The following is a 25484-nucleotide window of genomic DNA, read 5'->3' as shown; positions in this document are numbered from 1 at the left end:
CCTGTCTTCGACTTCGGGCTGCTCGTGCGCCCGGTGGCCGCGCGGAACACGGAAAGCGCATCGAAAGCACGCGAAAGCTCTTCCTGTTTCAGCTTGGCCCCGCTCCGTTGGGAGTACAATGAACCCGCATGCAGATTTTCTAATCATCGGCGCGTCTGATCGCCCAGCCGTGCCGGGCATGATGGAGTCGGGGCGTCTTGCCCGCGGCCCCTCCGGGAGCATCCGCATCCGGAACCACATGTACACCCATACGAGAGGAGAGGGGTATATGGCAGATCGCAAGTTCAAGTCTATGGACGGCAACGAGGCCGCCGCGTACGTAAGCTACGCGTACACCGAGGTGGCGGGTATCTACCCGATCACGCCGTCCAGCCCGATGGCCGACCATGTCGACCAGTGGGCGGCCCAGGGCAAGAAGAACATCTTCGGCACGCCCGTCAACGTGGTCGAGATGGAGTCCGAGGCGGGCGCCGCGGGCGCCGTCCACGGCTCGCTGGGTGCTGGTGCCCTCACCACCACCTACACGGCTTCCCAGGGCCTGCTGCTCATGATCCCGAACATGTACAAGATCGCGGGCGAGGGCCTGCCGAGCGTCTTCCACGTCTCGGCCCGTACCGTCGCTTCCCACGCTCTCAACATCTTCGGCGATCACTCCGACGTCATGGCCTGCCGCCAGACCGGCTTCGCCATGCTCGCCGAGGGCAACGTCCAGGAGGTCATGGACCTTTCGCCCGTCGCCCACCTCGCCGCCCTCACCGGCAAGACGCCGTTCGTCAACTTCTTCGACGGCTTCCGCACCTCGCACGAGATCCAGAAGGTCGCCGTGTGGGACTACGAGGACCTCAAGGACATGTGCGACATGGACGCCGTCCAGGCGTTCCGCGACCACGCCCTCAACCCCGAGCACCCCAACGCTCGCGGCAGCCACGAGAACGGCGACATCTTCTTCCAGCACCGCGAGGCCTGCAACGCCACCTATGACGCGCTGCCCGCCATCGTCCAGTCCTACATGGACAAGGTGAACGCCAAGCTCGGCACCAACTACCACCTGTTCGACTACTACGGCGCCGACGACGCCGACCGCGTGGTCGTCTGCATGGGTTCCTTCTGCGACACCCTCGAGGAGGTCATCGACTACCTCAACGCCCACGGTGAGAAGGTCGGCCTGGTGAAGGTCCGCCTGTACCGTCCGTGGTCCGTCGAGGACTTCGTGGCCGCGCTGCCCGCGACCGTCAAGAAGATCGCCGTGCTCGACCGCACCAAGGAGCCCGGCTCCATCGGCGAGCCGCTCTACCAGGACGTCGTCTCCGCTCTGTACGAGTCCGGTCGCTCCGACCTCGTCGTGGTCGGCGGCCGCTACGGCCTCGGCTCCAAGGACGAGCCGCCCGCGGCAGCCTTCGCCGTCTACGAGGAGCTCAAGGCCGACGCGCCCAAGCGCGAGTTCACCATCGGCATCGAGGACGACCTCACCCACCTGTCCCTGCCCATGGACCCGGACGCCCCCAACACGGCGGCCGAGGGCACCATCGAGTGCAAGTTCTGGGGCCTCGGCGGCGACGGCACCGTCGGCGCCAACAAGAACTCGATCAAGATCATCGGCGACCATACCGACAAGTACGTCCAGGCCTACTTCCAGTACGATTCCAAGAAGACCGGCGGCGTCACCATCTCGCACCTGCGCTTCGGCGATTCCCCGATCCGCTCGCCGTACTACGTGACCAAGGCCGACTTCGTCGCCTGCCACAACCCGAGCTACATCGTCAAGGGCTTCAAGATGGTCCGCGACGTCAAGCCCGGCGGCACCTTCCTGGTCAACTGCCAGTGGACGCCCGAGGAGTTCGCCTCCCACATGCCGGCGAACGCCAAGCGCTACATCGCCAAGAACGACATCAAGGTCTACCTGATCGACGCCATCGACCTGGCTGCCAAGGTGGGCATGGGCAAGCGCACCAACACCGTGCTGCAGTCCGCGTTCTTCGCTCTCGCCGGCGTGCTGCCGCAGGCCGACGCGCTCCAGTACATGAAGGACGCCGCCACCAAGTCCTACGCCAAGAAGGGCGAGGCCATCGTCGAGGCCAACCACAAGGCCATCGACGCCGGCGCCACCGCCTTCGTGAAGTTCGACGTCCCGGCCGATTGGGCCGATGCCACCGACGAGGCTCCCGTCTCCGTTCTCGGCGACGACGAGAAGAGCGCCATCGCCAAGCAGGTCAAGGAGCTCATGGAGCCCATCGCCCGCATGGACGGCGACTCCCTGCCCGTCTCCGCGTTCAAGGATTGCGCCGACGGCCAGTTCGAGCTGGGCGCTTCCGCGTACGAGAAGCGCGGCGTCGCGGTCATGGTCCCGCATTGGGACGAGACCAAGTGCATCCAGTGCAACCAGTGCGCCTACGTCTGCCCGCACGCCACCATCCGTCCGTTCGGCCTGACCGCCGACGAGGTCGCTGCCGGCCCCGAGACCATGCGCACCCTCGACGTCAAGATCCCGAAGGATACGGGCTACAAGTTCGCCATCGCGATCAGCCCGCTCGACTGCATGGGCTGCACCAACTGCGCCAAGGTCTGCCCGAAGGAAGCGCTCACCATGGTTCCCGCCGAGGGCGAGCTCGTCGAGCAGAAGACCTTCGACTACTGCGTCGCCAACGTGTCCGAGAAGCCCGAGCTCATCAACAAGAATCTCAAGGGCAGCCAGTTCAAGCAGCCGCTGCTTGAGTTCTCCGGCTCCTGCGCCGGCTGCGCCGAGACCGCGTACGCGCGTCTCGTCACGCAGGTCTGCGGCGACCGCATGTTCATCTCCAACGCCACCGGCTGCTCCTCCATCTGGGGCAACCCGGCCGCTACCTCTCCGTATTGCACCAACAAGGACGGTCACGGCCCGGCGTGGAACAACTCCCTGTTCGAGGACAACGCCGAGCACGGCCTGGGTATGGAGCTTGGCTACAAGGCCGTCCAGGGCAAGCTCGTCGCCGACTGCGAGAAGATCCAGGATTGCGACAAGGCTTCCGACGAGCTGAAGGCTGCTGCCAAGGCTTGGATGGATGCCCGCAACGACGCCGAGGCTTCCAAGATCGCCGCTGCGGCCCTGATCGCCGAGTGCGAGAAGTCCGAGTGTGAGAAGGCTGCCGAGATCCTCGCTGACAAGGCGTACCTCACCAAGAAGTCCTTCTGGATCTTCGGCGGTGACGGCTGGGCCTACGACATCGGCTTCGGCGGCCTCGACCACGTCCTCGCTTCCGGCAACGACGTGAATGTCTTCGTCTTCGACACCGAGGTCTACTCCAACACCGGTGGCCAGGCTTCCAAGGCTTCCAACCTCGGCCAGGTTGCCCAGTTCGCCGCGTCCGGCAAGGGCGTCAAGAAGAAGAGCCTCGCCGAGATCGCGATGAGCTACGGCTACGTGTACGTGGCGCAGGTTGCTATGGGCGCTAACCCCGCCCAGACCCTCAAGGCCATCCAGGAGGCCGAGGCCTACGACGGCCCGTCCCTGATCATCGGCTACAGCCCCTGCGAGATGCACTCCATCAAGAAGGGCGGCATGCAGAACTGCCAGGCCGAGATGAAGAAGGCTGTCGAGTGCGGTTACTGGAACATGTTCCGCTTCAACCCGGTTGCCGAGGAGGGCAAGAAGTTCTCCCTCGACTCCAAGGAGCCCGCGGGCGGCTACCAGGAGTTCCTGATGAACGAGGCTCGCTATGCCTCGCTCACCCGCTCGTTCCCCGAGCGCGCTGAGAAGCTCTTCGCCGCCAACGAGGCTGCGGCCATGGAGCGCTACCAGCACCTGCTGAAGCTGAAGACGCTGTACAACGGCTAAGCTTCGGCTGGGATAATCCGTCCCACCGGGAGGCCCCGAAGGGTTCCCCGGCAAACGTCCTCGCGCTTCGCGCTGCGGAATGTTTGCCTTGGGAATCCCTTCGGGGCCTCCCTTCGTTTCCCCCGCCTGCGCGCTACAAGATGATGGTGCGCTGCGGAATGTTCTCAGGGAAAGCCCCGGGGCCTCTTCGTATCTCTCCCGCCTGCGCGCGGGAAGGTGATGGTGCGCTGCGGAATGTTTGCCTTGGGAATCCCTTCGGGGCCTCCCTTCGTTTCCCCCGCCAGCGCGCGGAAAAGCGATGGTGCGCTGCGGGCGCGGGCTTTCGCTCTGCTCTTTATATGGTTGAGGGGCGATCGCGCGTCCATGTTGGATAATTGCATCGATTGAGCGAACCAAAGGGGAGGGCCGGATGGCACGGACAACGATCGAGGTTCTGTATCCCGAATTCGGGAACCAGGCGGGCGACAACGGAAACGCGATGTATCTGCGCGCGTGCCTGCCCGAGGCGGAGTTCATTGAGACGCCGTTCGGTTCCGCCCCCGCGTTCTCGACCCGCGACGATATCGATCTTGTGCTGCTGTGCGGCATGACCGAACGTCAGCAGGAGCGCGTCCTCGACGAGCTGCGGCCGCTGGCGGGGCGCATCGCGTCCCTTGCGGACGCCGGGACCCCGATGCTGTTCACCGGCAACGCTGCGGAGCTTCTGGGTCGCGCGATCGTAAGGCCCGATGGCCTCGAGGTCGAGGCGCTCGGGCTCTTCGACATCGTCACGCGCCAGCTCACACCCAAGCGTTTCACGGGGGTGGGGCTTGGCACGTTCACACCTTCGCCTGGGGACAACCCGATCGATATCGTCGGTTTCAAGATGCAGTTCACGCAGATGGAGGGCGACAATTCCGATGTGTGCTTCTGTAAGCTCAGGCAAGGGTTCGGTCTGAATGAGCGCAGCTCGTTCGAGGGCCTACGCCGCGGCAACCTCATCGCCACCTGGTTTTTGGGGCCGCTGCTTCCTGTCAATCCTCCTTTCACGCGTTGGCTGCTCGACACGATGGGGGAGGCGGACGCCGAGCTCGCGTATGCGGACGTCGCGTTGCGCGCGTACCGTCAGCGCGTCAAGGATTTTGCGACACCGGGCATGGACATCTAGCCCTGCGTCCCCGATTCCCTATCCGCACCCAAGGTGCACTGAAGGAGCAAACGAACGTGACCACTCAGCAACAAGCAACCGGCGCGCCCCGTACACCGCGCTTCTATCTCGCGCTTGCAGCGGGAAAGGCTGCGGCTGCCGTCTTGAAGCTGGCGCGCCGTCGCGGCGGCCAGGTTCCCGGTACGGTTGCCGAAGCGATCTGCCCGGATTTTCTCGCGCGCATACCCAAGCCCGAGCGCGTCGTCTTCGTGACGGGGACGAATGGAAAGACCACCACCTCCAACCTGCTTGACGACATCTTGATCGAAAGCGGGCTCGATTTGGTTACCAACCGAGCAGGCGGAAACATTATCACCGGTATCGAGAGCTCCCTCATCAAAGGCTCGACCGTCTCCGGCGCACCCAAGAATTCCGTTGCCTGCATGGAGCTGGACGAGCTGTCCTGCCGCCGCGTTCTGCCGCACATGACTCCGGACATCCTACTCGCGGTCAACCTTTACCGCGATAACTTCACGCGCAACGCTAATCCGGATTACATCTTCAGCGTCATCGATGCAAGTGTCCCCGCATCCACGCATCTTGTGCTCAACGCCGATGACCTCATCTCGTGCCGCCTGGCTCCGCAAGCTCATCGGCGAACCTATTTCTCCATCGATCGGCTACCCGACGACCTCGAGGGTCCCGAGGGCATCGTCTGCGACCTCACCGCCTGCCCCGAGTGCGGCGGCCACCTTGAGTACGACTGGTGCCATCTGCGCCATCTCGGCCATGCGCACTGCACGAGCTGCGGGTTCACCAATCCCGAGCCGGATTACCTCGTGACGCATGTGGATAAACGGGCGCTCGAGTTCACTGTACGCGAGGTCTGCCATGCGCGGGACGGAAAGGCTCCCGAGTACACGTACCGCATCGGCGCGTACTCCATCACGAACCTGTACAACCTCGTTGCAGCTTTGGTGACGGCGCGCGAGCTGGGTATCGCAGCCGAGGAACTGCAGCGCATTCTCGCTTCGGGCAAGGTCAACGTCACCGCCGCTCGTTTCAGCGAGACGTCCGCTCGCGAGATGAGGCTGGTCAATTCCGCCTCGAAGGGGGAGAACAGCACCGCCACCTCGACGGCTCTCGCGACGATCTGCGGGGAGCCTGGCCGTAAGGCCGTGGTGCTCATGCTCGCAGATTACTATCTGGCCACGAACCCCAAGAAGACCGAGTACATCGGCTGGTACTACCAAGCGGATTTCGAGCATCTGGCGGGAGAGGACGTGAAGCAGGTGGTCGTTCAGGGCGCGAATTCCGACGACCTGCTGCTTCGCCTGCTGCTTGCGGGGGTGGATCCCGCGAGGATCAAGCTCGCTGAGACCGAGACGGATGCAGCCGACCTGATCGATCTCGAGGGGATCGATGGCGTGTTCTGCGCATACGACATCTTCAACGGCGAGCAGGCCGATCGTTTTCGCGACCGGGTGGCCCAGCGTATCGAGCAGGCCTAAGCGCGATCAAAGAGATTTACGGGTGTCGCCGCGCCGGCTTATCGCTCGCGCGGCGATTTGTTTGGCATCGCTTTGGTGATGTGGTCGGTCCATGGAAGCGCCGACGCGCACATCCCGCTTACCGTGCGGCCGATACCGCACTGCACCGTGCTAGCGCAGGCGCATATTTGGATAGCAAAATGTATAGAACTGGATATAACTCCGGCAGATGAGCGTGCGGTATACACGGATGATTCGCGGTCTAACGAAAGCTATGTCAAGTTTATTGCGGGTATATCTCCATGTCAGCTTACGTTTAACGTCAAAAAGAAGCCGTTTGCCTACTGCTTTGTTTCGGTCACACCTCATAGTGGTGAGTGGGGTATATTGCATAAAGTACGCTAACTGATGAATAATCAGTTCGGTTCAAGGAAAGAGGTACGCACATGTCTAAGCCCTTCGGCAAGCCCGATCGCATCGTCGTCGCCCTCGGCGGCAACGCCCTCGGCGATACTCCCGCCGAGCAGATCGAGAAGGTCAACCACGCCGCTCACGCCCTCCTGGGCCTCATCGAGCAGGGCAACGAGATCATCATCACCCACGGCAACGGCCCTCAGGTCGGTATGATCCAGAACGCCTTCGCCGCCGCGCACGACGCCATCGGCACCCCTTCCATGGACCTGCCCGAGTGCGGTGCCATGTCCCAGGGCTACATCGGCTATCACCTGCAGCAGGGCATCGGCCGCGAGATGCACAAGCGCTATAAGCGTTGGCACGCCGCCACCGTCGTCACCCAGATCGAGTGCGATCCGGACGACCCCGCGTTCGCCAACCCCACCAAGCCCATCGGCCCGTTCTACACCGAGGAGCAGGCCAAGGCCATCATGGCTGAGGATCCCGAGATGACCTTCGTCGAGGACTCCGGCCGCGGCTGGCGTCGCGTCGTCGCCTCCCCCGAGCCCAAGAAGATCGTCGAGGCCGATTCCATCCTCAACCTGCTCGACAACGAGTTCATCGTCATCGCCTGCGGTGGCGGCGGCATCCCCGTCGTTCGCGACTACAACAACAAGGGCTGCTACAAGGGCGTGGCCGCCGTTATCGACAAGGACATGGGCGGCGAGCTCCTCGCTGAGGACTGCGGTGCCGACGTCCTGTTCCTGCTGACCGCCGTCGAGCACGTCGCGATCAACTTCGGCAAGCCGAACCAGGAGGAGCTCGAGGAGCTCACCGCCGACGAGGCCGAGCGTCTCGCCGACGAGGGCCAGTTCGGCAAGGGCTCCATGGAGCCGAAGGTCCGCGCTGCCATCAAGTTCGCCCGCAGCCGCAAGGGCCGCACCTGCATCATCGGCGCCCTCGACAAGGCCGCCGAGACCATGGCCGGTCTCTCCGGCACCCGCATCGTCGGCTAGTTCAAGCCGCGTTCCTGCGATTACTCCACGGGGCGCCGCTTGTGCGGCGCCCCGACTCCTCATCCTCTCTCCGAATTCCGGCAACCGCGCTTCGTGGTTGCCGGAATTTGTTTGTATGGGAGCAGATCACGCCGTGAAAGCGCGTTGCGGGCTACGCGATCGTGCGTCGGCGGGGGAAGTCTGGGGGGTACGCGACGTTCTTGGCCGAATCTTTCATGCGCATGCCCGGTCGTGTCAGTGAAGGCCGTCCAATGCGGGGCGTTCTGCACGGCTTGAGATTGCAGCCGTACACGCCTGCGCGCGAGCAGGCTTGCTCTACCCCTCGAAGTGAGTGGATTTATTTGCATCTGGGACTACACGCCACTTTATCGGAGCAATCATCTGGCAAAACGGCTGCGTACAACGACGTTTTAAGCGGGGTCAGGCTCCGGTTTGTAATATTTCACTCACTTCGGGGGTGAGACGTTTATTGGGGAGGCGAATTATGCCCCGAAGACCCAGGCGACTTCGGTTTGATGAAGGACGCGGGTGAGGTCCCAGCGGCGAGCGCTCGTTCGGGGGCTGTTGGGGTCGCAGATCGATACCGTGCCGGCCTCGTCGATGCCCGTGAGCAGGATGTAGTGACCCAGGCTGGTGAAATCGCCCGGTCCCACGACGCAGACGACGGGATGGCCCGCTCGCAGCGCGTCGGCGATGGCAGACCGGTCCGGGTTGACCATCTTCGAGGTCAAGCCAAGGCGCTCGGCGCCATCGGTGAAAAACGCCCATTCCGTGGCTCCGGTGGGGGCGAAGGTCCGTTCATCTGCCCATGCCGCCATGGTGCCGGGATCCATTTCGGTATTACCGGTGCAGTAGACGTAAAGCATCGACATCACGGTGGGGCCGCACGCGTTGAGCGCGACAGTGCCCCCGCCGTAGGGCTTGGAGGCCCACGCGGGGTCGGTTTGGTAGAGGTGTGGGAACGTTCCCTGCTTCCATGCGGCGATGGGCGTCGAGAGCGTGAGCTCTGCCTGGTTGAGCGGTGCAACTTCCAGGCATGCGGCCTCCGTCGCGGGGTCGACGCCGGCGTTCGTGTGGCCCAATAGGCTTGAGACGGCGCCGATCAGAAGAACCGAGAAGAGGATCCGTAGGGACAGGGGGATCCGCCGCTCGGGCCGGGCTGCGAAACGGGACCGGGTGCGCCCGTGATGGTGCAGCCGCCCATATCCACGTCCGTCTCGCGAATGGCGCAAGGGAAGCCCGATCACGGAACCGGGGCGACGACGCGCCTGCGGCCGGCGAAGGCCGTCGGCGGAGTGGGCCGACCGCAGCGTGTTGCCGCCGGCTGCGGCGGATCCGGAGCGGAAGGTGTTGTTCAGGTGCGGCTGCGCGCCCTCGGCCTGACCGCGGCGACCGCCGCGGGCGGACGGGGGCGCGTCGACGGGGCGGCGCTGAGGCCGGGGCGGACGACTCGGGTTCGTATCGCCGCCCCGGCCGCGCTTTGGGCCGCGCGAGGGCGCCGGGCGCATGGAGGGCGCTGCCTCGGCGCTCGCGTGCGCGGAGCGCGAGGAGGCGAGGCGCAGCGCGCTGCGGCCCGCGGCGTTCCCGTCGCGCGCGGTCCCGCGCGGGCCGTGGGGTTCGCCGGTGCGCCCGTTGCGCGCAAGGCGATCGTCGTGCGTCTCCATGCGGGCCTCCCTCCTCGTGTGCGGCCAATCGAGCTTTCAGTGTATCGTGAAACGATGGTGGGAGGACCGCCGTATCGGCCGAGCGCCGCCGGTCGTGCATGGAGCGCGGCGCCGCGGGGCATAATAGGCGACAGCCGTCATCCATCGGCGCAGCATGCGCTTCGCGCCGTTACCAGAAAGGCACCGCTATGCCCGCGCTCGTCACCCACCGCCTGTTTGGCGAGGAAAGCATCGATCGCCTGCCCGCCGGCGTGATCTCGTCGGAGGAGGAGCGCATCGCATTCCTTCTTGCAAACCAGGGTCCCGACCCGTTCTTCTTCCGCGTGCGCTCCCTGCATATGTCGCAGGCTATGGAGCTCGCGCGCCGCATGCACCGCAGCAGGATGTCCAAGCAGTTCGGCGCGCTGCGCGACGGCGTGTCCCATCTTCCCAAGGCGGACGCCGGCCTGGGCCGCGCCTTCGTGCTGGGCTTGCTCTCCCATTACGTGCTCGATCGCAACGCGCACCCGTTCGTCTACTGGCAGCAGCGGGGCATCATGGACGCGGACCCCAGCCTGGAGGGCGCGGGCGGCCGCGTGCACGCCGTGATCGAAAGCGACCTCGATGTGCTCATGTTGCAGCTCAAGCGCGACGGCGCGACGGTCGATGAGTTCCCTCCCGTATCGGAGCTGGTCACGACCGACCGCGTGAACAAGGTCGCCGGCGCGTTGACGAGCTTCGTTGCGAGCAGCGTGTACGGCCTGGACGTCGCCGTGGCGGAGTACGGCGGGGCCGTTGCCGATATGCAGCTGTGCTACCGCGCGATCGAGCCCGCCGGCTCGCCGAGCTCGCGCCTGCTCGGCGCGATCGAGGGGGCGGTCGCCGATTACTCCCTGCTCACGTCCCTGGCGCACCGGGTCACGCGCGAGCGGCCCGCCGCTGCGGGCAACATGGGCAACAAGCCCTGGGAGCACCCGTTTACCCAGGAGGTCTCGCACGAGAGCTTCCCGGAGATCTTCGACCGTGCGCTCGACGATTACGCGACGACTGCCGCACGCTTCATCGAGACGAACGACATGGCCCAGGTCACGGGACATGTGAATTATTCCGGTCGGCTGCTTGGGGAAGATGAGGAGTTCGACCGCGAGGAGGATTGATGCCCAAGGCGGCGGGACGGCGGACGGTGCCGTCCCGCCGCCTTTTCGTTCCACCTTTACCGAATCCTGACGCGCCGGACCGTGCGGGCTGACGTACCATGTGATGCGTCTACGTATCGGTCCCGAGCAAGGAACACGCGATGAAATATACGAAGATGGAACGCAACTGGGTCATGTACGATGTGGGAAATTCCGCGCTCGTGCTGTTGAACACCTCGGTGGTCCCCATCTACTTCAACGCCATCAACACCGGGGCGCATCCGGCCGAGCTCGTGACCGCCTGGGCCAACGCCCAGACCATCGCCTCGCTCGTCGTCGCCCTGCTTATGCCCATCTTGGGCTCCCTCGCCGATTACGCCGGCAACAAGATCAAGTTCTTCACCGGCTTCTTCCTCACCGGCCTCGTCCTGTGCCTCGCTCAGGCCATCCCCATGAGCGCGACCATCTTCCTCATGGTCTACGTCCTGTGCGCGATAGGCCTCAACTCGTCGATGACGTTCTACGACGCCATGCTCACCGACGTCACCACCGACGATCGGATGGACGCAGTCTCCAGCTCGGGTTACGCATGGGGTTACGTGGGCTCGACCGTCCCGTTCATCCTCTGCATCGCGCTCATCTTCGGCGGGCCGAGCATCCTGGGCCTCGACACGCTCACCTGCACGCGGCTCACCTTTATCATCACCGGCCTGTGGTGGCTGGCGTTCACCGTGCCCCTGCTGCGCACCTACAAGCAGCGTTACGGCAAGGAGCGCGATGCGGACGGCGGGGTCTTGGCGAACATCGCCAAGACGTTCACCGGGCTGCTCTCCACCATGCGCAGCATCTCTCGCGATCGCGTCCTGCTCGTCTTCATGATCGCGTTCTTCTTCTACATCGACGGCGTGCATACCGTCATCTCCATGGCGACGAGCTACGGCTCGAGCCTCGGCATCGACTCGACCCAGCTCGTCCTGGCGCTGCTCGTCACGCAGTTCGTGGCGTTTCCGTCCGCTATCGCGTACGGTCGGCTTTCCGGCCGGTTCGGAACCCTGCGCATGATCCTCATCGCGGTCGCGGCCTACGTGGGCATCGTGCTGTTCGCCGCGTTCTTCCTCAAGTCCGCGGTGGAGTTCTGGATCCTCGCTATCCTCGTAGGCATGTTCCAGGGCGGGGTTCAGGCGCTGTCCCGCAGCTACTTCGGCAAGCTCATCCCCAAGGAGCGCGCCAACGAGTATTACGGTTTCTTCGACATTTTCGGCCGCTACGCCTCCGTCATGGGAACTCTGCTAGTATCTGTCGTGACCTCGCTCACGCAGAATCCTTCTTTAGGAGTGCTTTCCATCGGGATCCTGCTGGTCGTGGGCCTGGTTATGCTAGTAAAGCTCTCCCGAATGCAGGCGGCGCGCGCATAGGCGCCGGCCCGCATCCCGCGGCATGCATCTCACGCGCAGCCGCTCGGGCGAACACATACCACCTTACGGAGGGTTTTACCGGCGGCAGTAAAGCCCTCCGATTATTTTGAAGGTGGAGAACATGAAGAAGAACGAATCCGTTGCCTGCTCGACTGCCGCCGCATCGCGATCGCGCGATGCCCGGGCGATCGCCCGCGTGGGCGTGATCGCCGCGGCCTACGCCGCCTGCACGCTCGTGGCGATGCTGTTTTTGGGCAGCTTGGCGTGGGGCCCGGTCCAGTTTCGCGTATCTGAGGCGCTGTGCGCGCTCGCGCTGGTCACGCCGGCGGCTGTGCCCGGCCTGACGCTCGGCTGCATCATCGCCAACGTCGCCAACATCGCGCTTTCGGGAACGGGGATGCTCGGCATGCTCGACGTCGTGTTCGGGTCGCTGGCGACGTTTGCCGGCGCGCTGTTCACATGGAAGATGCGCAAGCGTCCGGTCGTCGCGCTGATGGGCCCCGTGCTGGCGAATGCGCTGATCGTGCCGGCGTATCTTCCCCTCTTGCTGCAGGGCATCGGTTTCTACACCATTCCCTTTACGAACATTTCGCTCGACGGGGCATGGATGCCGATGTACCTGTTCGGCTTGGTGAGCACCGGAATCGGCGAAGCGGTTATCATGTACGTGCTGGGATATCCCCTGTACCGCTCGCTTCGTAAAACGCCGTTCGTGCAGCGCGAGCTCGGCCAGGTGGGTACAAGCAAGTAGGATGCAAGGGCGTTGAACGGCGCCCTTCGTGTACATGTGCTGCCGTGGGGGAGGGGCGTATGAATCCTGCGATCGTGATTCCGACGTACTGGTCGGGAAGCGGTGCCGATATGCAGGCTCCGGGCACGTACGACCACAGCACTCCGATTGACGCCGGCGCCCCGGATCTGGAGCGGTGCCTGTCCTCGCTCGAGCAGGTGCAGGATCTCTGCCGCATCGTGGTGCTCGTCGTAAGCCCCCAGACGCAGACGCACGCGGCGGGTGAGCGCGTGCGCGCCATCGCGGGCGCGCATCCCTCCATGGATATCCGCATCGTGACCAACGAGCACGCATCGCGTATCGCCGAGCGGGTCGCCCAGATTGCGCCCAAAGCCGGCGGGGAGCCCGTCTCACTGCGCGGCTACGGCGCGATTCGCAACATGGGCCTCGCGGTCTCGGCCGTGCTCGGCCACGATGCCGTGATCTTCCTCGACGACGACGAGGTGGTGCTGTCCCCCGACTTCATGAAGCGCGCGCTCTACGGGTTGGGTGCGGAGACGCGGCAGGGGCTCCCGATCCTCGTCAAGACCGGCTATTTCTACAACGAGCAGGGGTCGCCGCTGGCGGACACCTCGTCGGCGGGCATCACGCACCGCTGGTGGACCAAGCGCATCGAGTTCAACCGCTGGATGCGCAAGGCGCTTTCCGCCACGCGCATCTCACGGTCGAACTACGTGTGCGGCGGCCTGTTCGCCCTGCATGCGCGCGCCTACACCCGCGTCGCCTTCGACCCTTGGATCACGCGAGGCGAGGACCTCGACTACCTCTTCAACATGCGCTTGCACGGCTACGACGTCTGGTTCGACAACGAGTGGGTGGTCAACCACCTGCCGCCGGCGTCGAAAAGCCTCAGCTCCCGCTTCATGCAGGACGTCTATCGCTGGTACTACGAGCGGGAGAAGCTTGCGCGCGCGGCGCGCCAGCCGGACCTCAACCCGGTGACCCCCGCCACCCTGATGCCGTACCCGGGGCCGTGGTTCTCCGCCGAGCTCGACGAGCGCGTGCGCAAGACGGCGCTGGCCCGGGCGCTGTTCACGCGCGAGCACGCGGGCTACCGGGACATCTGGCGGCATGGCCGCGGCCGCGCGGAGGAGTATGCCCGCGCCAATGCGGGCAGATACGTGAAGTTCCAGAGCTTCTGGCCGAGTATCATGAACGGGTTGTGGAATGACGCGGAACTCGCTCGGATGCTTGAGAGGGAGCAGGATGGCAGCTGAAGTAGAGACGGACGGCAACTGGGACGAGCGCCAGCGCGCGACGATGCCCTTCAAGGTGACCGCCGCGACGGGATGGCTGCTCACGACCTGCCTGTTTGCCTACGGGGTCACGCACGGCATGAGCCTCGCGGCTGCCGTGGTGGTCTACGTGTTCGCGTGCCTGTGCCTCGGGGTCCTCGCGCATCAGTGCATCAGCCCGGACACGCTGCGCTCCCAGTACACGGAGGAGGCGCTCTCGACCGCTTCCGAGATGCTCGACATCATCAAGGTGGGCCTCACGCCGGAGAGCGCGGAGGCGGTGTGCCGCTGCCTGCTGAAGGAGACGCGCGCCATGGCCATCGCGATCACCGACGACGAGTGCGTCCTGGCGTGCGTGGGCGAGCTCGCCGCGGACTTCCCGCCCGGTTCGCCCATCCACACGCCCGCGACGCACTACGTGCTCGACCACGGCATCTCGCAGTCGTTCACCCATGCGGTGGATGTGCCCTCGGAGCGCACGCCGCACCGCGCCATCCCCGCGGGCATCATCGCCCCGCTCAAGGTGCGCGACAAGGTCATCGGAACGCTCAAGTTCTACTACAGGCATTCGCGCCAGGTGAACCGCACCCAGTACGCCCTGGCGGCGGGCTTTGCCGAGCTGCTCTCGACGCAGCTCGCGATTCACGAGCTCGAGCTGCAGGAGGAGCTCACCGCGCGCGCCGAGGTCAGGGCCCTGCAGGCTCAGATCAACCCGCATTTCCTTTTCAACACGCTCAACACGATCGCGGCGCTCACGAGGACCGAGCCGCTCCGCGCGCGCGAGCTGCTGCGCGAGTTCGCGCAGTTCTACCGTGCGACGCTCGACAACTCGGGCTCGCTCATCCCCGTGACGCGCGAGGTCGTCCAGACCATGCGCTACCTCAAGTTCGAGAAGGCGCGGTTCGGGGAGGACCGCATCCTCGTGCATGTGGATATCGCCGAGGATGCCGAAGAGGTTCTGGTCCCTGCGTTCACCATCCAGCCGCTTGTCGAAAACGCGGTGCGCCATGCGATGCCCGACGAGGGCCCGCTGCATATCGACATCACGGTCCGTTCCGATGACGACGGAATGGTGGTGCTCGAAGTGGTCGACGACGGCGTCGGCATGGACGAAGAGACCGCGGCGCGGCTGTTCGATGCGACGCTGCGAACTCCGGATGCCAGTGCGCCCCAGGGTGGCGGCGCCGGCGTGGCGATGCGCAACATCTCCGAGCGCATCGAGCGGTTCTTTGGCCCTCGATCCCAGGCGATCGTCTCGTCGAAGCCCGGCGAGGGCACGACCATTTCGCTGCGGCTGGACCCCCAGAACAGCATTCTTGCGGAGAGAAGGGTAGAATAGGGTTTGTACGCGCGTGCCGTGTGGGCGCCGCATGCAAGCACGGATTTGTACCTGAAGGGATAACGTGGATATGCTACGTGCCATGATCGTCGACGACGAGGCTCCTGCACGCTCCGAACTGCGATTCCTGTTGGAGCAGACGGGCAAGATCGGCTCAATCTCGGAAGCGTCGAGCGTTCGCTCCGCCATCGAGATGCTGATGGAGAATCGGGTCGACGTCGTCTTTCTCGACATCTCTATGCCCGGCGCGTCCGGTCTCCAGCTCGCTGAGGCCCTGCATAAGCTCAAGAATCCCCCTGCAGTGGTCTTCGTCACCGCGTACAGCGATCATGCGGTCGAGGCGTTCGACGTCGACGCCGTGGATTACCTGATGAAGCCCGTCGAGGAGGCGCGCCTGGACCAGGCCATCAACAAGGTCATGGCGCGTGTCAAGCCGGTGTCCGACAGCAAGGTGTCCATCGAGCGCATCCCGGTCGAGAAGGGCGGTCGCAAGGTCTTGATCCCCGTCGACCAGATCCGCTACATCATGGCCAAGGACGACTACTCCTGCATCTTCACGGAGGATGACCGCTTCCTGTCGACGACGTCGCTGGCCCAGTTCGAGTCGAAGCTCGGCGATTTCGGGTTCTTCCGCGTCCACCGTCGCTATATCGTCAACCTCGCCAACGTCGAGGACGTCGAGACGGCCGCCTCGGGTGCCATCCAACTGGGCGTCGCCGGCGTCGAGGATCGGATCCCCGTCAGCCGCCGCCGCGTGGTGCCGCTCAAGAAGGCACTCAACCTGTAACGTGACGGGGCGTGCCGCGGCGCGCCCCGTTTTTGCTACGCGCCTCGCGCCTGACGGCTTGGCGGGGCGCGCGACCGAAGGGAGGGCCTGTGAGCCTCGAGGGCGCCAAGCGTATCGATATCGTGTCCGACACCCATGGCTATCTGTCCGAGGAGCTGCTCTGCGCCCTTGAGGGGGCCGACCTCATCGTGCATGCGGGTGACATGACGTCCGAGATGGATTACGAGCAGCTCTGCGCCATCGCCCCGGTGCGAGCGGTGCTGGGAAACAACGACTACTACCGCAATTACGGCCCCGGCGTCGATCGGCTTTGCGTGTTCGAGTACGAGGCGCTGCGGTTCTCGGTCGCCCATTATCGCGAAGATCTGCCGGTGGGCACCTCCGACGTGGCCGTATGCGGGCACACGCATCGCGCGAAGGTGGTGACCCTCGGGCGTTGCTGCGTGGTGAATCCCGGGTCGGCCACCTATCCGCGGGACATGAGCGTTCCCAGCATGGCCCGCATGCTGGTGCGCGACGGCCAGATCCTGTCCGTTGATATCGTGCGCCTGGGGTAGCCGGCGCGCATCGTGGCGTCGCCGCCGACGCAGGTTGACGAAGTTCCGCCCCAGGGATCATCTTGACTCCCTGGGGCGGATTCGTTTGCAGCGCCAACCTGGGGCGCGCGGTGTGCGCCCCTGCGGAATGCTCGCGGTCCTCCCCTATGTGGCGCGGCCCGCCGCCTTGCGGCGGCCGTCGCAATAATGCTGTTCGGCGGGCGCCATCTGCTTCCAAGAAAATAGGGTATTCTATATGGGAATCAAAAAGGGACACCATCCGACTCTCGAATCATGCTGATGACGCTTGTCCTGCGGTCTCCGTCTTTCACCATGAGGGGCTTTGCGTTTACAGCGAATCCTCTGTACGGTATGTTCCGCCCTTGAAGTCAGCGCTCACACAGAAAGACAGGTGAGTTCCGTGCCCATCGTCATGAGACTTGATCGGGTCATGGCCGATCGAAAGATGACATCGCTTGAGCTCGCCGAGCAGATCGGCATCTCCCCGGTCAACGTGTCGCGCATCAAGACGGGCCGCTTGAAGGGTATCCGCTTCTCGACGCTCACGGCCATGTGCGAGGTGCTGCATTGCAAGCCCGGGGATATTATCGACTGGATGGACGACGAGGAATATATCGAGACGTTCGGGTCGCTGCCCGAGCAGGAGTAGGGCACACGCTTGGGGACGCACGCGCGACGCGCCGGAGACGGCGCGTCGTTTTGTATATCGGAACGGCGTCGGAGCGGGCTGATGTCAGGCCGCAGGCTTTGCATCTATATCTTCTGTCTATCAAATCCGCAGCTTGAGAGCCTAGACGATAGGTGCCGAGTCACTTTTTTAGCCTTGGCCAAACTTTTTTCTAAAAAGTTGTTGCGTACTTTGGAATTGTCTGCGTATAATACTCCTCGCACAAAGTGCTGATGGGGAGTTAGCTCAGTTGGTTAGAGCGCCGGCCTGTCACGTCGGAGGTCGCGGGTTCGAGTCCCGTACTTCCCGCCATCGCGATTGTGGACCCTGCTCCGGCGGGGTCTTTTGCTATTTGCAGGGCCTGTGCGCCGCTGCGCGCCCGTCGTCCTCTGGGCGAGACGCCTTTTCCGCCTGCCGAATGAAAAAGCCGCCGAATCTCGGTCCGTCCTAGCATAGTGCTACCTGCCTGCATGATATGAGAGAGATGCAGGCTTACGGCAAGGAGGCGCTATGCGCGGTTACGGAATGATCGAAGTCAACAAGCCCGGGTGGATCGAGGCGGAGAAGCCCCAGGTCGGCCCGCTCGACGCCTTGCTGCGGCCCGTGGCGGTTGCCCCGTGCTCGAGCGACACGCATGCGATGCACGGCGGTTCCGGCCCTAAGGAGAACCTCATCCTCGGCCACGAGGCGATCGGCGAGGTCGTCGAGGTCGGCGAGCTCGTTCGCGGCTTCAAGCCGGGCGACCGCGTCGTGGTGCCCTGCAACACGCCCGACTGGGAGGTCCCGAGCCTGCAGCGCCGCGGCGCGCCCAACGCGCACGACACGGGCCTGATGCGCAGCTTCAAGTTCCTCGGCAGCAAAGACGGCGTATTCGCCGAGTTCTTCACGGTGAACAACGCCGACGCGAACCTGGTCATGATGCCCGAGGACGTTTCCATCGAGGACGCCCTCATGACGGTGGACATGATGTCCACCGGTTTCTACGGCGCCGAGATGGCCGATATCAAGTTCGGCGATTCCGTCGTCGTGTTCGGCATCGGCCCCGTGGGTCTTATGGCGGTCGCGGGCGCCGCGCTCATGGGTGCCGGCAGGATCATCGCCATCGGCACGCGCCCGAACTGCATCGAGCTGGCGCGCGAGTACGGCGCGACGGATATCGTCAGCTACAAGGAGGGCGACATCGTCGAGCAGATCCTTGCGATGGAGGGCCAGGTCGATGCCTGTATCATCGCCGGGGGCAACGCCGGCAGCATGAACCAGGCGCTCGCGCTCACCCGTCCGGGCGGCACGGTGTCCACCGTCAACTTCTACGATGTGACGGAGACCTTCCAGGTGCCCGCGTACCAGTGGGGGCTCGGCATGTCCGATATCGCGATTCGCGGAGGGTTCTGCCCGGGCGGCGCGTACCGCATCGAGCGCCTTCTGAACGTCATCCGTGCGGGCCGCATCCATCCCGGCAAGATGCTCAACTACACCTTTGAGGGGTTCGATGCGATCGAGGAGGCCTTCAGGGTGATGGACGAGAAGCCGCGCGACCTGATCAAGCCGATCGTCCATATCGAGTGGTAGCGCCCCCCTCGACGCCGCTCGCGCTCGTGCGTCCACGCGAGTGCGAGCGGCGCGAGGCCGGTCGCCTGTGATCGGTTCGGCCAAGAGCGCGTCTCGACCCCGGTCTCCTGGTGAGGCCGGGGTCGTTTCTTGCATCCAAGAGGTGCGCTCTCGAACACCTTCGATCGCGGTGCTCTGCAAGGGGGCTTGCGGCTCGCCTCGGGCCGCAGCAGGCTCTCGTGTCGGACGCACGGGTCGTCTCAAGGTCCATGGATGCAGAGGGGCGTGCGTTGCCGCTGGTGTGCACCGGCCATACCAGTGGTTCTTTTTATTCCGTTCTCCAATCTGTGACCTGCATGTTTAATTTGCCGGGCTAAACCTAGCCGCGATTTGCTTGTGCGGCGCACCCAGTTTCAAGTATGCTCAAGGGAAGATGCGGCCATCGAAGGTCGCATTCGGCCGCCGGCCATGTTGCGCGTGCACGGTTTTAGCGTTTTGGGTATGGCCGGCAGTTCCGCACCTGGGAGGACACATGGACATCTCAAGGAAAACCGACTACGCGCTGCGCATGCTTTCCATTCTCGCATCCAACGACAACGAGCTGCTCTCCGTGCGAACCGCCGCCGAAGAGGTGGGCGTCCCGTATTCGTTCGCGCGGTCCATCCAGCACGGTCTGGTCCAGGCGGGCATCGTCGAGAGCCTGCGCGGGGTGCGCGGCGGCATGCGCCTCAAGGTCTCACCGGAAGACATCACCATCCGCGACATCGTCGAGGCCGTCCAGGGCCCGCTCATCATGAACGGCTGCACCGCCGAGGAGGGGGATTGCCCGCGCATGGGCGAGTGCTGCTACCACCCCATCTGGATCGGTGCACAGGAGATGATGAACAGCTATCTGGGCTCCGTCTCGCTTGCCGACGTGGTGAGCGGCGCTCTGTTCCCCGCCGTGGACCCCAAGTTCGCCGACCGTGCGGCGTTTCCCGAGTACGTGCTGAACGCTCAGGAGTGCCGCTGCCATAAAACCCTGTAGAGCCGCTTCGACTGCAGAGCGCGGGAGCGCGGCGATGTGCCCGGGCGCGGGTCCGTCGCCGCGCTCTCTCTGTGCGCCCGGAAGGGGAGTCCCCGTGAACAACCTCGATGCGTTTCGCGCCCTCGTCCGCGTGGAAGGAGAGCGGCTCTACCGCGACCTGCCGTGGAGGCGCACGCGCGACCCGTACCGCATCTGGCTCTCCGAGGTGATGCTCCAGCAGACCCAGGTCGTGCGGGTGGAGGGGCGCTGGCCGGAGTGGCTCGAGCGCTTTCCGGATGTGCGGGCGCTCGCGGCGGCGCCCACCTCGGAGGTTCTCGCGGCGTGGCAGGGCATGGGGTACAACCGTCGCGCCCTGGCGCTCAAGGCAGCCGCCGAAACGATCGTCCGCGCCTATGACGGCGAATTCCCCCGCGAGACGCGTGAGCTCGTCGACCTGCCGGGTATCGGCCCGGCCACGGCGCAGGGCATCCGATCGTTCGCGTTCGACCTGCCCGGCATCTACCTCGAGACCAACGTGCGCACGGTGTTTCTGCATCACCTGTTTCCCGATGTGCCCGGCGTGCCCGATCGCGAGCTCAAGCCGCTTGTGGAGGCTGCTTGTCCTGGCGGCCTGTCCGACGGTGGCGTGGAGGTCCGGGGGCCCGGGCCGTTCGCGGTCCCCCAGGACCCGCGCGACACGCCGCGCTCCTGGTATTACGCGCTGCTGGATTACGGCGCCCATCTCAAGAAGACCGTTCCCAACCCGTCCCGGCGCTCAAGCTCCTATACGAGGCAGTCGCGCTTCGAGGGATCGAGGCGGCAGAAGCGCGCGCATGTGGTGCGCATGCTGCTCGATGCCCAGGCGGATGGCGCCCCAGGGCTGTCGCGGGACGAGATAGGTCGCTCGCTGGACGCGTTCGAGGCGGAGGCGGGCCGGCCGCCCGTCGATATGAAGACGCTGGATTCGATTTTGGGGGACTTGGTGGCAGAGGGGTTCGCCGTTTCTGACGGAGCGTTGTGGCACATCGCCTAACACGGTGTCTTTTTATCGGTATGATTCCCGTCTGTTCGGGAATCCTTCTCGGGCAACGGGGTATAACTGCCTGAGATGCGCCATGTCGTGCATCGGGATAGGTGCCGAACCGTGTGGTGCGCGGTTCACCACGGCATGGGTTACACCGCATGCAAGGAGGAGCCCCATGGACTTCGAGAACTCCCAGACCAAGAAGAACCTCGAGACGGCATTCGCCGGTGAGTCGCAGGCCCACACCAAGTACCGCTACTACTCGTCCAAGGCCAAGAAGGACGGCTACGTGCAGATCTCCAACATCTTCATGGAGACCGCCCTCAACGAGTCCGAGCACGCCAAGCTGTGGTTCAAGTACCTGCATGGCGGTGCGGTGCCGGAGACCCTGGACAACCTGCGCGATGCCGCCGCGGGCGAGAACTACGAGTGGACCACCATGTACGACGAGTTCGCCAAGACCGCCGACGAGGAGGGCTTCACCGAGATCGCCGCGAAGTTCCGCGGCGTGGGCGCTGTCGAGAAGGCGCACGAGGAGCGCTACCTCAAGCTCGCCGAGCGCGTCGAGAAGGGCGAGGTCTTCACGCACGAGGGCGTGAAGGTGTGGAAGTGCCTCAACTGCGGCCACCTGCACGTCGGCCCCGAGGCTCCCGAGCTCTGCCCCGTGTGCGCACATCCCAAGGCCTATTTCGAGCAGCAGGTCGTCAACTACTAGCAAGCGGCGGGGTCGTTGCGCCCGGTCCGGCTTGATGGATTGCGGCGAGGCCCCGGGGTCTCGCCGCGGTTTCATCCGCCAGTCGCATGCGCGCTCCATGCAGTCGAGTTCTAGAGAGTTTGCGCGTGCTTCTTGTGCGGATGCCGGAAGTTGGGGTATGATAGCACGGCTGTTACGGAGAGCTGACCGAGAGGCCGAAGGTGCTCGCCTGCTAAGCGAGTATTCCCCAAAAGGGAATCTGGGGTTCGAATCCCCAGCTCTCCGCCAGTGTGAATGAAGAAGCGAGTCCCCAGGGGCTCGCTTTTTTAATATGAGTTGAACATTGTCAAGTGGCAAAAAGGCCCTGCCCTCCGCGGAGCCACCGCGGAGGGCAGGGTCCATCTATCTTCACCCGGGGGACGCGCCGCTTGGGGGGCGTGTCTGCTCGACGCACGTTCGGCACTCTAATATCCGCGGGTCGGAACCGCATCTCGTTGCTACGGCTGGGGGCCTCCGGCTCGATCGCAGTCTTGAGGCGGGCGTGGCGGTCTCCCGCCGCCCAGAAAAAGGACTGGAACGGCCTCCCAACGGCCTCGAGCGCGGCGCGCCCCGGGGTCGGACTCCTATCTCACCGCGGGAGCTACCGGGCCATGAGCGCTATCGCCCACACCCAGCAGGCCATCTCGCGGGCCGTCGCGCAGTTCGCCACGCACGGCCTCTTGCCCGCCTCCGACATGGCGGCGCGCCTGTCCCGCAGGCGGCGGTTGCACTTCGCGGCGTGCCTCGACACGGCGGGCTCGACCCCGTGGCCCGGCCTCGGCCTCTTGGGGCGCCTCGTCGACATCGGGACGTGCCAGGACGCCTCGACCAGCGCGCGCCGCACGTGGGAGTTCCCCGCGCGGGTGATCCCGCCGCGCGACTCCGTCTCGCCGCTCGAGCGCTCCGGGGGGGCCAGGCCGCACCACGAGGCGAACGACGGCGCGGTCGGGAACCTCGAGAAGTCGCCGGCCTCGGCGGCGAGCAGGAAGGCACTCGCGACGTCGATGCCCTTCACCAGGCAGAGCGCGTCGACGACAGGCGCCCACCCGGGGCGCGCGGCGGCCTCCTCCACCTTGCGCTCGAGCTCCCTCTTGGCCTCGGCGCAGCGCTCCACGGCGTCCATGTAGTGCCCGTAGGCGGCCGCGTCGTCGGCCTCGCCGAACTCGATCGACCTCGCCCACCTCCAGTACGCCTCGGTCCAGTTCGACCTGCGGCGCCCGGCCGGCGTCGTCTCGTCGAACACCAGGCCGTGCCTGAGCAGGAACTTGGACATGCGCTGCCTGGCGCGCTGCAGGTCGTCGCGGGCGTCCTCGAGCGCGCGGGAGAGGTCCCGGGCGGCCTCGGTGCGGTCATCGGGCACCCACACCTCGACGACGTTGCGGCAGGCGAGGAGCCTGGCCAGCCACTCGGCGTCGCGCCGGTCGTTCTTGCGGCCCCGGTCGGCCGCGGGCCGGTGCATCTTGGAGACGGCGCCCACGGCGCAGTCGGGGCCGAGGGCGCGCAGGGCGCGGCACAGGTGGAAGCCGGTCGGGCCGCTCTCGTACACCGCCTTGGGCGACTCGAACCCCAGGACCCACTCGGCGACCGACGCCGGGTCGTAGCCGAACCTGGCCCGGACCACCTCGCCGGTCATGGGGTCGAAGGCGCATGCGGAGATGCTCCTCGCGTGGACGTCGAGACCGATGGCTGTGACATAATCGAACATGGCGGGCCCCTCTCCGTCGCATGTGGCGCGCGGCCACGGTTGGCGTTACGACCATTGTCGCCCGACCCACGATAGAGCTACAAGGGGAGGGGCTCCCAATGTTCAACTCATATCGTCTCGTGGCCCGCGCGCGGATTCGAACCCGAAAGGGCGCGGAGCTGCGGAAACGGCGAAGCCGTTTGCCAGCGCAGCGCGCAAGGGTGCGGGGTCGAGACCCGTACCCTCGGGTGCGCGCTTCTGGATCGATCCGGCTTTTCGTTCGCGGCCCCGCGGTCCGCATTCGTGCCTGCTTCCAATTTGAGGTTCTCGATCTGGGGTTCGAGACGGTCGTGCCTAGCGGTTCCCGCGCGCCTTCGCGACGATGCCCCGCCAGGTCTTGGCGAGCGCGCGATAGCGCTTCGCGTACGCGCTTCCGTGCTGCCAGATGAGGCGGAAATCGTGCTCGATCGCGAAGTCCTCGGGGGTGATGTCCACGAGCGACCCGGCGGCGAGCTCCTCGTCGACGGCGCAGCGGTACATGAAGGAGATGCCGGCTCCCGCGGCGACGCACGCTTTGATGGACGGGATGCTTCCGAGCTCCAGGCAGCCGAGGAAGTCTTCAAGCGCAAGGTCGTGCGCATGAAGGTGTCTCTCCAGGATCTCGCGCGTGCCCGATCCCTCCTCGCGCACGATGAGGGTGCTCGACAGCAGGTCGCGGATGCTCGCCGCCGGCTCTCCCGTGCGAGCCACGCAGACGAACTCCTCGCGCGATATGACTTCGGAGTCATAGGACGAGCGGTCGAAGGATCCTTCGACGACAGCGAAATCTATCTCGCCCCGCTCGATCTCCTCGATGAGCTCCTGCGTGTTGCCGTTGCGCATGACGATGCGTTCGCGCGGATGCGCGGCGAGGTGCCCGGTGAGGATGGCGGGCGCCACGCAGTCGCTCACGGTGCGGGTGCAGCCGAACCGCATGGGGACGGAGCCCAGGTCGCGCTCTGCGAGCGCGCGCACCTCGTCGGCGAGACGCCGGTCGTCGTTCTCGGCGGTATCGAGTCGACTGAAGATCAGGTCCGCCGCCTCGGTCGGGACGACGCCGCGGCCGACCTTGCGGAACAGCGCGCATCCGTAATGGGCTTCGAGTTGACGGATATGCTGTGAGACCGCGGGCTGTGTGATGTTGAGTTCGCGCGCTGCGGCCGTGAAGCTGCGCTTGCGGTAGACCGTGAGAAAGGTATGCGTTCGATAGTCGAGCACGGGGCTCCTCCAGCTTCGGGTCCGTGGCCATGTGGTGATTCGGCGCGGCCCCTCGGCGTCATCCGGTCGGAACGAATGTCGATTTGCGCCCCGTATAGGGGGTGTTGGTCGGGTTCGGCTCGATATCAGGTATCGTCTCGAGGATACGACATCTTATTTGGGAACGGAGCCAACATGTCCCTTCGCCATCATATGCACCGTCCCGCGTCGGGCCCCGTCCCTGTTTTTGAGTCCTCATCTGAGAATTGGGATCGGAACGCATGCGCATGCGCGCGTTGGCCCCGCGAGGGAGTGCGCCTCTGCGTGCAGAGGGGATGGCGTGCCAAGCTGAGAGCCGGATGCGGGATGCACGGGATCTCGCAGCGTTTCGGGTTGTCGATTCCGTACCTCCTCCATGGGGACTTCAAGCCATATCCGAATGTGACGCCGCGCCGCGTGGCGCACTCTGCCGCATGGCGTTATGGCGTTGCGGATCAGTCCCCCAGTGCAAAGTGCGAGGCTGCATGTGGCCCAATGTTGGCTTGACGACAGGTAGGGGGGTGGTTAGACAAATTAATCCATAACCCCCTGCTGAATTGGACAAATATGGCAAATATATAGGTCTGACCGACAGAGATCGTCCAATGAGAGCGGCTGAAACGCGCTCGAGGTGCGCGCGAGTGGGTTAAAATCACTCGTCCTCATGGCTGGGCGCACCTTCTGATGAATCACGGGGATCGATGTGCCGCGTGCCCGCGCAAACGACTTATATAACTGCCAGATTTGTCCAAAAATGCAGGGGTTAAGCAAAAAATCGATGGAGCCGATTGCGAGGGGGGCAGCCATTC

At 64.8% G+C, this 25484-nt stretch carries 19 protein-coding genes and 2 tRNA genes; 18 read left to right on the top strand and 3 right to left on the bottom strand.

Annotated features, from left to right (window positions below):
* Nucleotides 1-268 precede the first annotated feature (268 nt).
* From nifJ to arcC, 4 genes are all read left to right on the top strand, one after another.
* Nucleotides 269-3811, top strand: coding sequence for a pyruvate:ferredoxin (flavodoxin) oxidoreductase (gene nifJ / locus BQ7355_RS01710; protein WP_072414635.1), 3543 nt, complete (start codon nucleotides 269-271; stop codon nucleotides 3809-3811).
* A 409-nt stretch (nucleotides 3812-4220) separates the two neighbouring features.
* On the top strand, nucleotides 4221-4958 hold the full coding sequence (locus BQ7355_RS01705; protein WP_072414634.1) for a glutamine amidotransferase: 738 nt from the start codon (nucleotides 4221-4223) through the stop codon (nucleotides 4956-4958).
* A 56-nt stretch (nucleotides 4959-5014) separates the two neighbouring features.
* The gene (locus BQ7355_RS01700) at nucleotides 5015-6448 is read left to right on the top strand and encodes a MurT ligase domain-containing protein (protein ID WP_072414633.1); all 1434 of its coding nucleotides are present in this window, start codon (nucleotides 5015-5017) and stop codon (nucleotides 6446-6448) included.
* Nucleotides 6449-6873: 425 nt separating this feature from the next.
* On the top strand, nucleotides 6874-7836 hold the full coding sequence (gene arcC, locus BQ7355_RS01695; protein WP_072414632.1) for a carbamate kinase: 963 nt from the start codon (nucleotides 6874-6876) through the stop codon (nucleotides 7834-7836).
* 482 nt (nucleotides 7837-8318) lie between these two features.
* Here the strand turns inward: arcC and BQ7355_RS08930 are convergent, their stop codons facing one another.
* Complete coding sequence (locus tag BQ7355_RS08930; protein WP_240307285.1) at nucleotides 8319-9500, bottom strand: C39 family peptidase; 1182 nt, start codon at nucleotides 9498-9500, stop codon at nucleotides 8319-8321.
* 188 nt (nucleotides 9501-9688) lie between these two features.
* On the opposite strand from BQ7355_RS08930, the gene BQ7355_RS01685 reads away from it, so the two are divergent.
* From BQ7355_RS01685 to BQ7355_RS01620, 14 genes are all read left to right on the top strand, one after another.
* Nucleotides 9689-10636, top strand: coding sequence for a zinc dependent phospholipase C family protein (locus BQ7355_RS01685; protein WP_072414631.1), 948 nt, complete (start codon nucleotides 9689-9691; stop codon nucleotides 10634-10636).
* Nucleotides 10637-10776: 140 nt separating this feature from the next.
* Nucleotides 10777-12030: an MFS transporter gene (locus BQ7355_RS01680; RefSeq protein WP_072414630.1), complete on the top strand. Its 1254-nt coding sequence runs from the start codon at nucleotides 10777-10779 to the stop codon at nucleotides 12028-12030.
* A 121-nt stretch (nucleotides 12031-12151) separates the two neighbouring features.
* Complete coding sequence (locus BQ7355_RS01675; RefSeq protein WP_083581398.1) at nucleotides 12152-12781, top strand: QueT transporter family protein; 630 nt, start codon at nucleotides 12152-12154, stop codon at nucleotides 12779-12781.
* 59 nt (nucleotides 12782-12840) lie between these two features.
* A complete protein-coding gene (locus BQ7355_RS01670; protein ID WP_072414629.1) occupies nucleotides 12841-14037 on the top strand; it encodes a glycosyltransferase in 1197 nt (398 codons plus the stop codon).
* On the top strand, nucleotides 14027-15394 hold the full coding sequence (locus tag BQ7355_RS01665; RefSeq protein ID WP_240307284.1) for a histidine kinase: 1368 nt from the start codon (nucleotides 14027-14029) through the stop codon (nucleotides 15392-15394). Before BQ7355_RS01670 ends, BQ7355_RS01665 begins: the two co-directional genes overlap by 11 nt.
* A gap of 70 nt (nucleotides 15395-15464) precedes the next feature.
* Nucleotides 15465-16181 carry a LytR/AlgR family response regulator transcription factor gene (locus tag BQ7355_RS01660; protein WP_072414628.1) on the top strand — a complete coding sequence of 239 codons (717 nt, stop codon included), beginning with the start codon at nucleotides 15465-15467 and terminating at the stop codon, nucleotides 16179-16181.
* Nucleotides 16182-16270: 89 nt separating this feature from the next.
* The gene (locus BQ7355_RS01655; protein WP_072414627.1) at nucleotides 16271-16738 is read left to right on the top strand and encodes a metallophosphoesterase family protein; all 468 of its coding nucleotides are present in this window, start codon (nucleotides 16271-16273) and stop codon (nucleotides 16736-16738) included.
* A 400-nt stretch (nucleotides 16739-17138) separates the two neighbouring features.
* Entirely contained in the window at nucleotides 17139-17387 is a 249-nt protein-coding gene (locus BQ7355_RS01650; protein WP_072414729.1) for a helix-turn-helix domain-containing protein, read from the top strand.
* 253 nt (nucleotides 17388-17640) lie between these two features.
* Nucleotides 17641-17717: transfer RNA gene (locus BQ7355_RS01645), tRNA-Asp, on the top strand.
* A 198-nt stretch (nucleotides 17718-17915) separates the two neighbouring features.
* Nucleotides 17916-18974: a zinc-binding dehydrogenase gene (locus tag BQ7355_RS01640; protein WP_072414626.1), complete on the top strand. Its 1059-nt coding sequence runs from the start codon at nucleotides 17916-17918 to the stop codon at nucleotides 18972-18974.
* A gap of 511 nt (nucleotides 18975-19485) precedes the next feature.
* On the top strand, nucleotides 19486-19980 hold the full coding sequence (locus BQ7355_RS01635) for an RrF2 family transcriptional regulator (protein ID WP_072414625.1): 495 nt from the start codon (nucleotides 19486-19488) through the stop codon (nucleotides 19978-19980).
* A 94-nt stretch (nucleotides 19981-20074) separates the two neighbouring features.
* Nucleotides 20075-20992: an HhH-GPD family protein gene (locus tag BQ7355_RS01630; RefSeq protein ID WP_072414624.1), complete on the top strand. Its 918-nt coding sequence runs from the start codon at nucleotides 20075-20077 to the stop codon at nucleotides 20990-20992.
* A gap of 166 nt (nucleotides 20993-21158) precedes the next feature.
* Nucleotides 21159-21698, top strand: coding sequence for a rubrerythrin (rbr, locus tag BQ7355_RS01625; protein ID WP_072414623.1), 540 nt, complete (start codon nucleotides 21159-21161; stop codon nucleotides 21696-21698).
* Between the two features lie 176 nt (nucleotides 21699-21874).
* Nucleotides 21875-21965 (top strand) — tRNA-Ser (locus tag BQ7355_RS01620).
* 352 nt (nucleotides 21966-22317) lie between these two features.
* Here the strand turns inward: BQ7355_RS01620 and BQ7355_RS01615 are convergent.
* Both BQ7355_RS01615 and BQ7355_RS01610 read right to left on the bottom strand, forming a co-directional pair.
* Complete coding sequence (locus BQ7355_RS01615; protein ID WP_072414622.1) at nucleotides 22318-23421, bottom strand: IS110 family RNA-guided transposase; 1104 nt, start codon at nucleotides 23419-23421, stop codon at nucleotides 22318-22320.
* Between the two features lie 333 nt (nucleotides 23422-23754).
* Nucleotides 23755-24657 (bottom strand): LysR family transcriptional regulator, encoded by a 903-nt coding sequence (locus BQ7355_RS01610; protein ID WP_072414621.1) that lies wholly within the window; start codon nucleotides 24655-24657, stop codon nucleotides 23755-23757.
* Between the last annotated feature and the right edge of the window lie 827 nt (nucleotides 24658-25484).

Origin of the sequence: Collinsella phocaeensis (assembly GCF_900119895.1) — a bacterium.
GTDB classification, from domain to species: Bacteria; Actinomycetota; Coriobacteriia; order Coriobacteriales; family Coriobacteriaceae; genus Collinsella; species Collinsella phocaeensis.
Note: the sequence above shows the minus strand (reverse complement) of the source record. Positions and strands in the feature narration are given on the sequence as shown.

Coding starts and splice junctions, on each gene's coding strand:
- nifJ (WP_072414635.1), top strand. CDS start 269: ATGGCAGATCGCAAGTTCAAGTCTATGGACGGCAACGAGGCCGCCGCG.
- BQ7355_RS01705 (WP_072414634.1), top strand. CDS start 4,221: ATGGCACGGACAACGATCGAGGTTCTGTATCCCGAATTCGGGAACCAG.
- arcC (WP_072414632.1), top strand. CDS start 6,874: ATGTCTAAGCCCTTCGGCAAGCCCGATCGCATCGTCGTCGCCCTCGGC.
- BQ7355_RS08930 (WP_240307285.1), bottom strand. CDS start 9,500: ATGGAGACGCACGACGATCGCCTTGCGCGCAACGGGCGCACCGGCGAA.
- BQ7355_RS01685 (WP_072414631.1), top strand. CDS start 9,689: ATGCCCGCGCTCGTCACCCACCGCCTGTTTGGCGAGGAAAGCATCGAT.
- BQ7355_RS01680 (WP_072414630.1), top strand. CDS start 10,777: ATGAAATATACGAAGATGGAACGCAACTGGGTCATGTACGATGTGGGA.
- BQ7355_RS01675 (WP_083581398.1), top strand. CDS start 12,152: ATGAAGAAGAACGAATCCGTTGCCTGCTCGACTGCCGCCGCATCGCGA.
- BQ7355_RS01670 (WP_072414629.1), top strand. CDS start 12,841: ATGAATCCTGCGATCGTGATTCCGACGTACTGGTCGGGAAGCGGTGCC.
- BQ7355_RS01665 (WP_240307284.1), top strand. CDS start 14,027: ATGGCAGCTGAAGTAGAGACGGACGGCAACTGGGACGAGCGCCAGCGC.
- BQ7355_RS01660 (WP_072414628.1), top strand. CDS start 15,465: ATGCTACGTGCCATGATCGTCGACGACGAGGCTCCTGCACGCTCCGAA.
- BQ7355_RS01640 (WP_072414626.1), top strand. CDS start 17,916: ATGCGCGGTTACGGAATGATCGAAGTCAACAAGCCCGGGTGGATCGAG.
- BQ7355_RS01635 (WP_072414625.1), top strand. CDS start 19,486: ATGGACATCTCAAGGAAAACCGACTACGCGCTGCGCATGCTTTCCATT.
- rbr (WP_072414623.1), top strand. CDS start 21,159: ATGGACTTCGAGAACTCCCAGACCAAGAAGAACCTCGAGACGGCATTC.
- BQ7355_RS01615 (WP_072414622.1), bottom strand. CDS start 23,421: ATGTTCGATTATGTCACAGCCATCGGTCTCGACGTCCACGCGAGGAGC.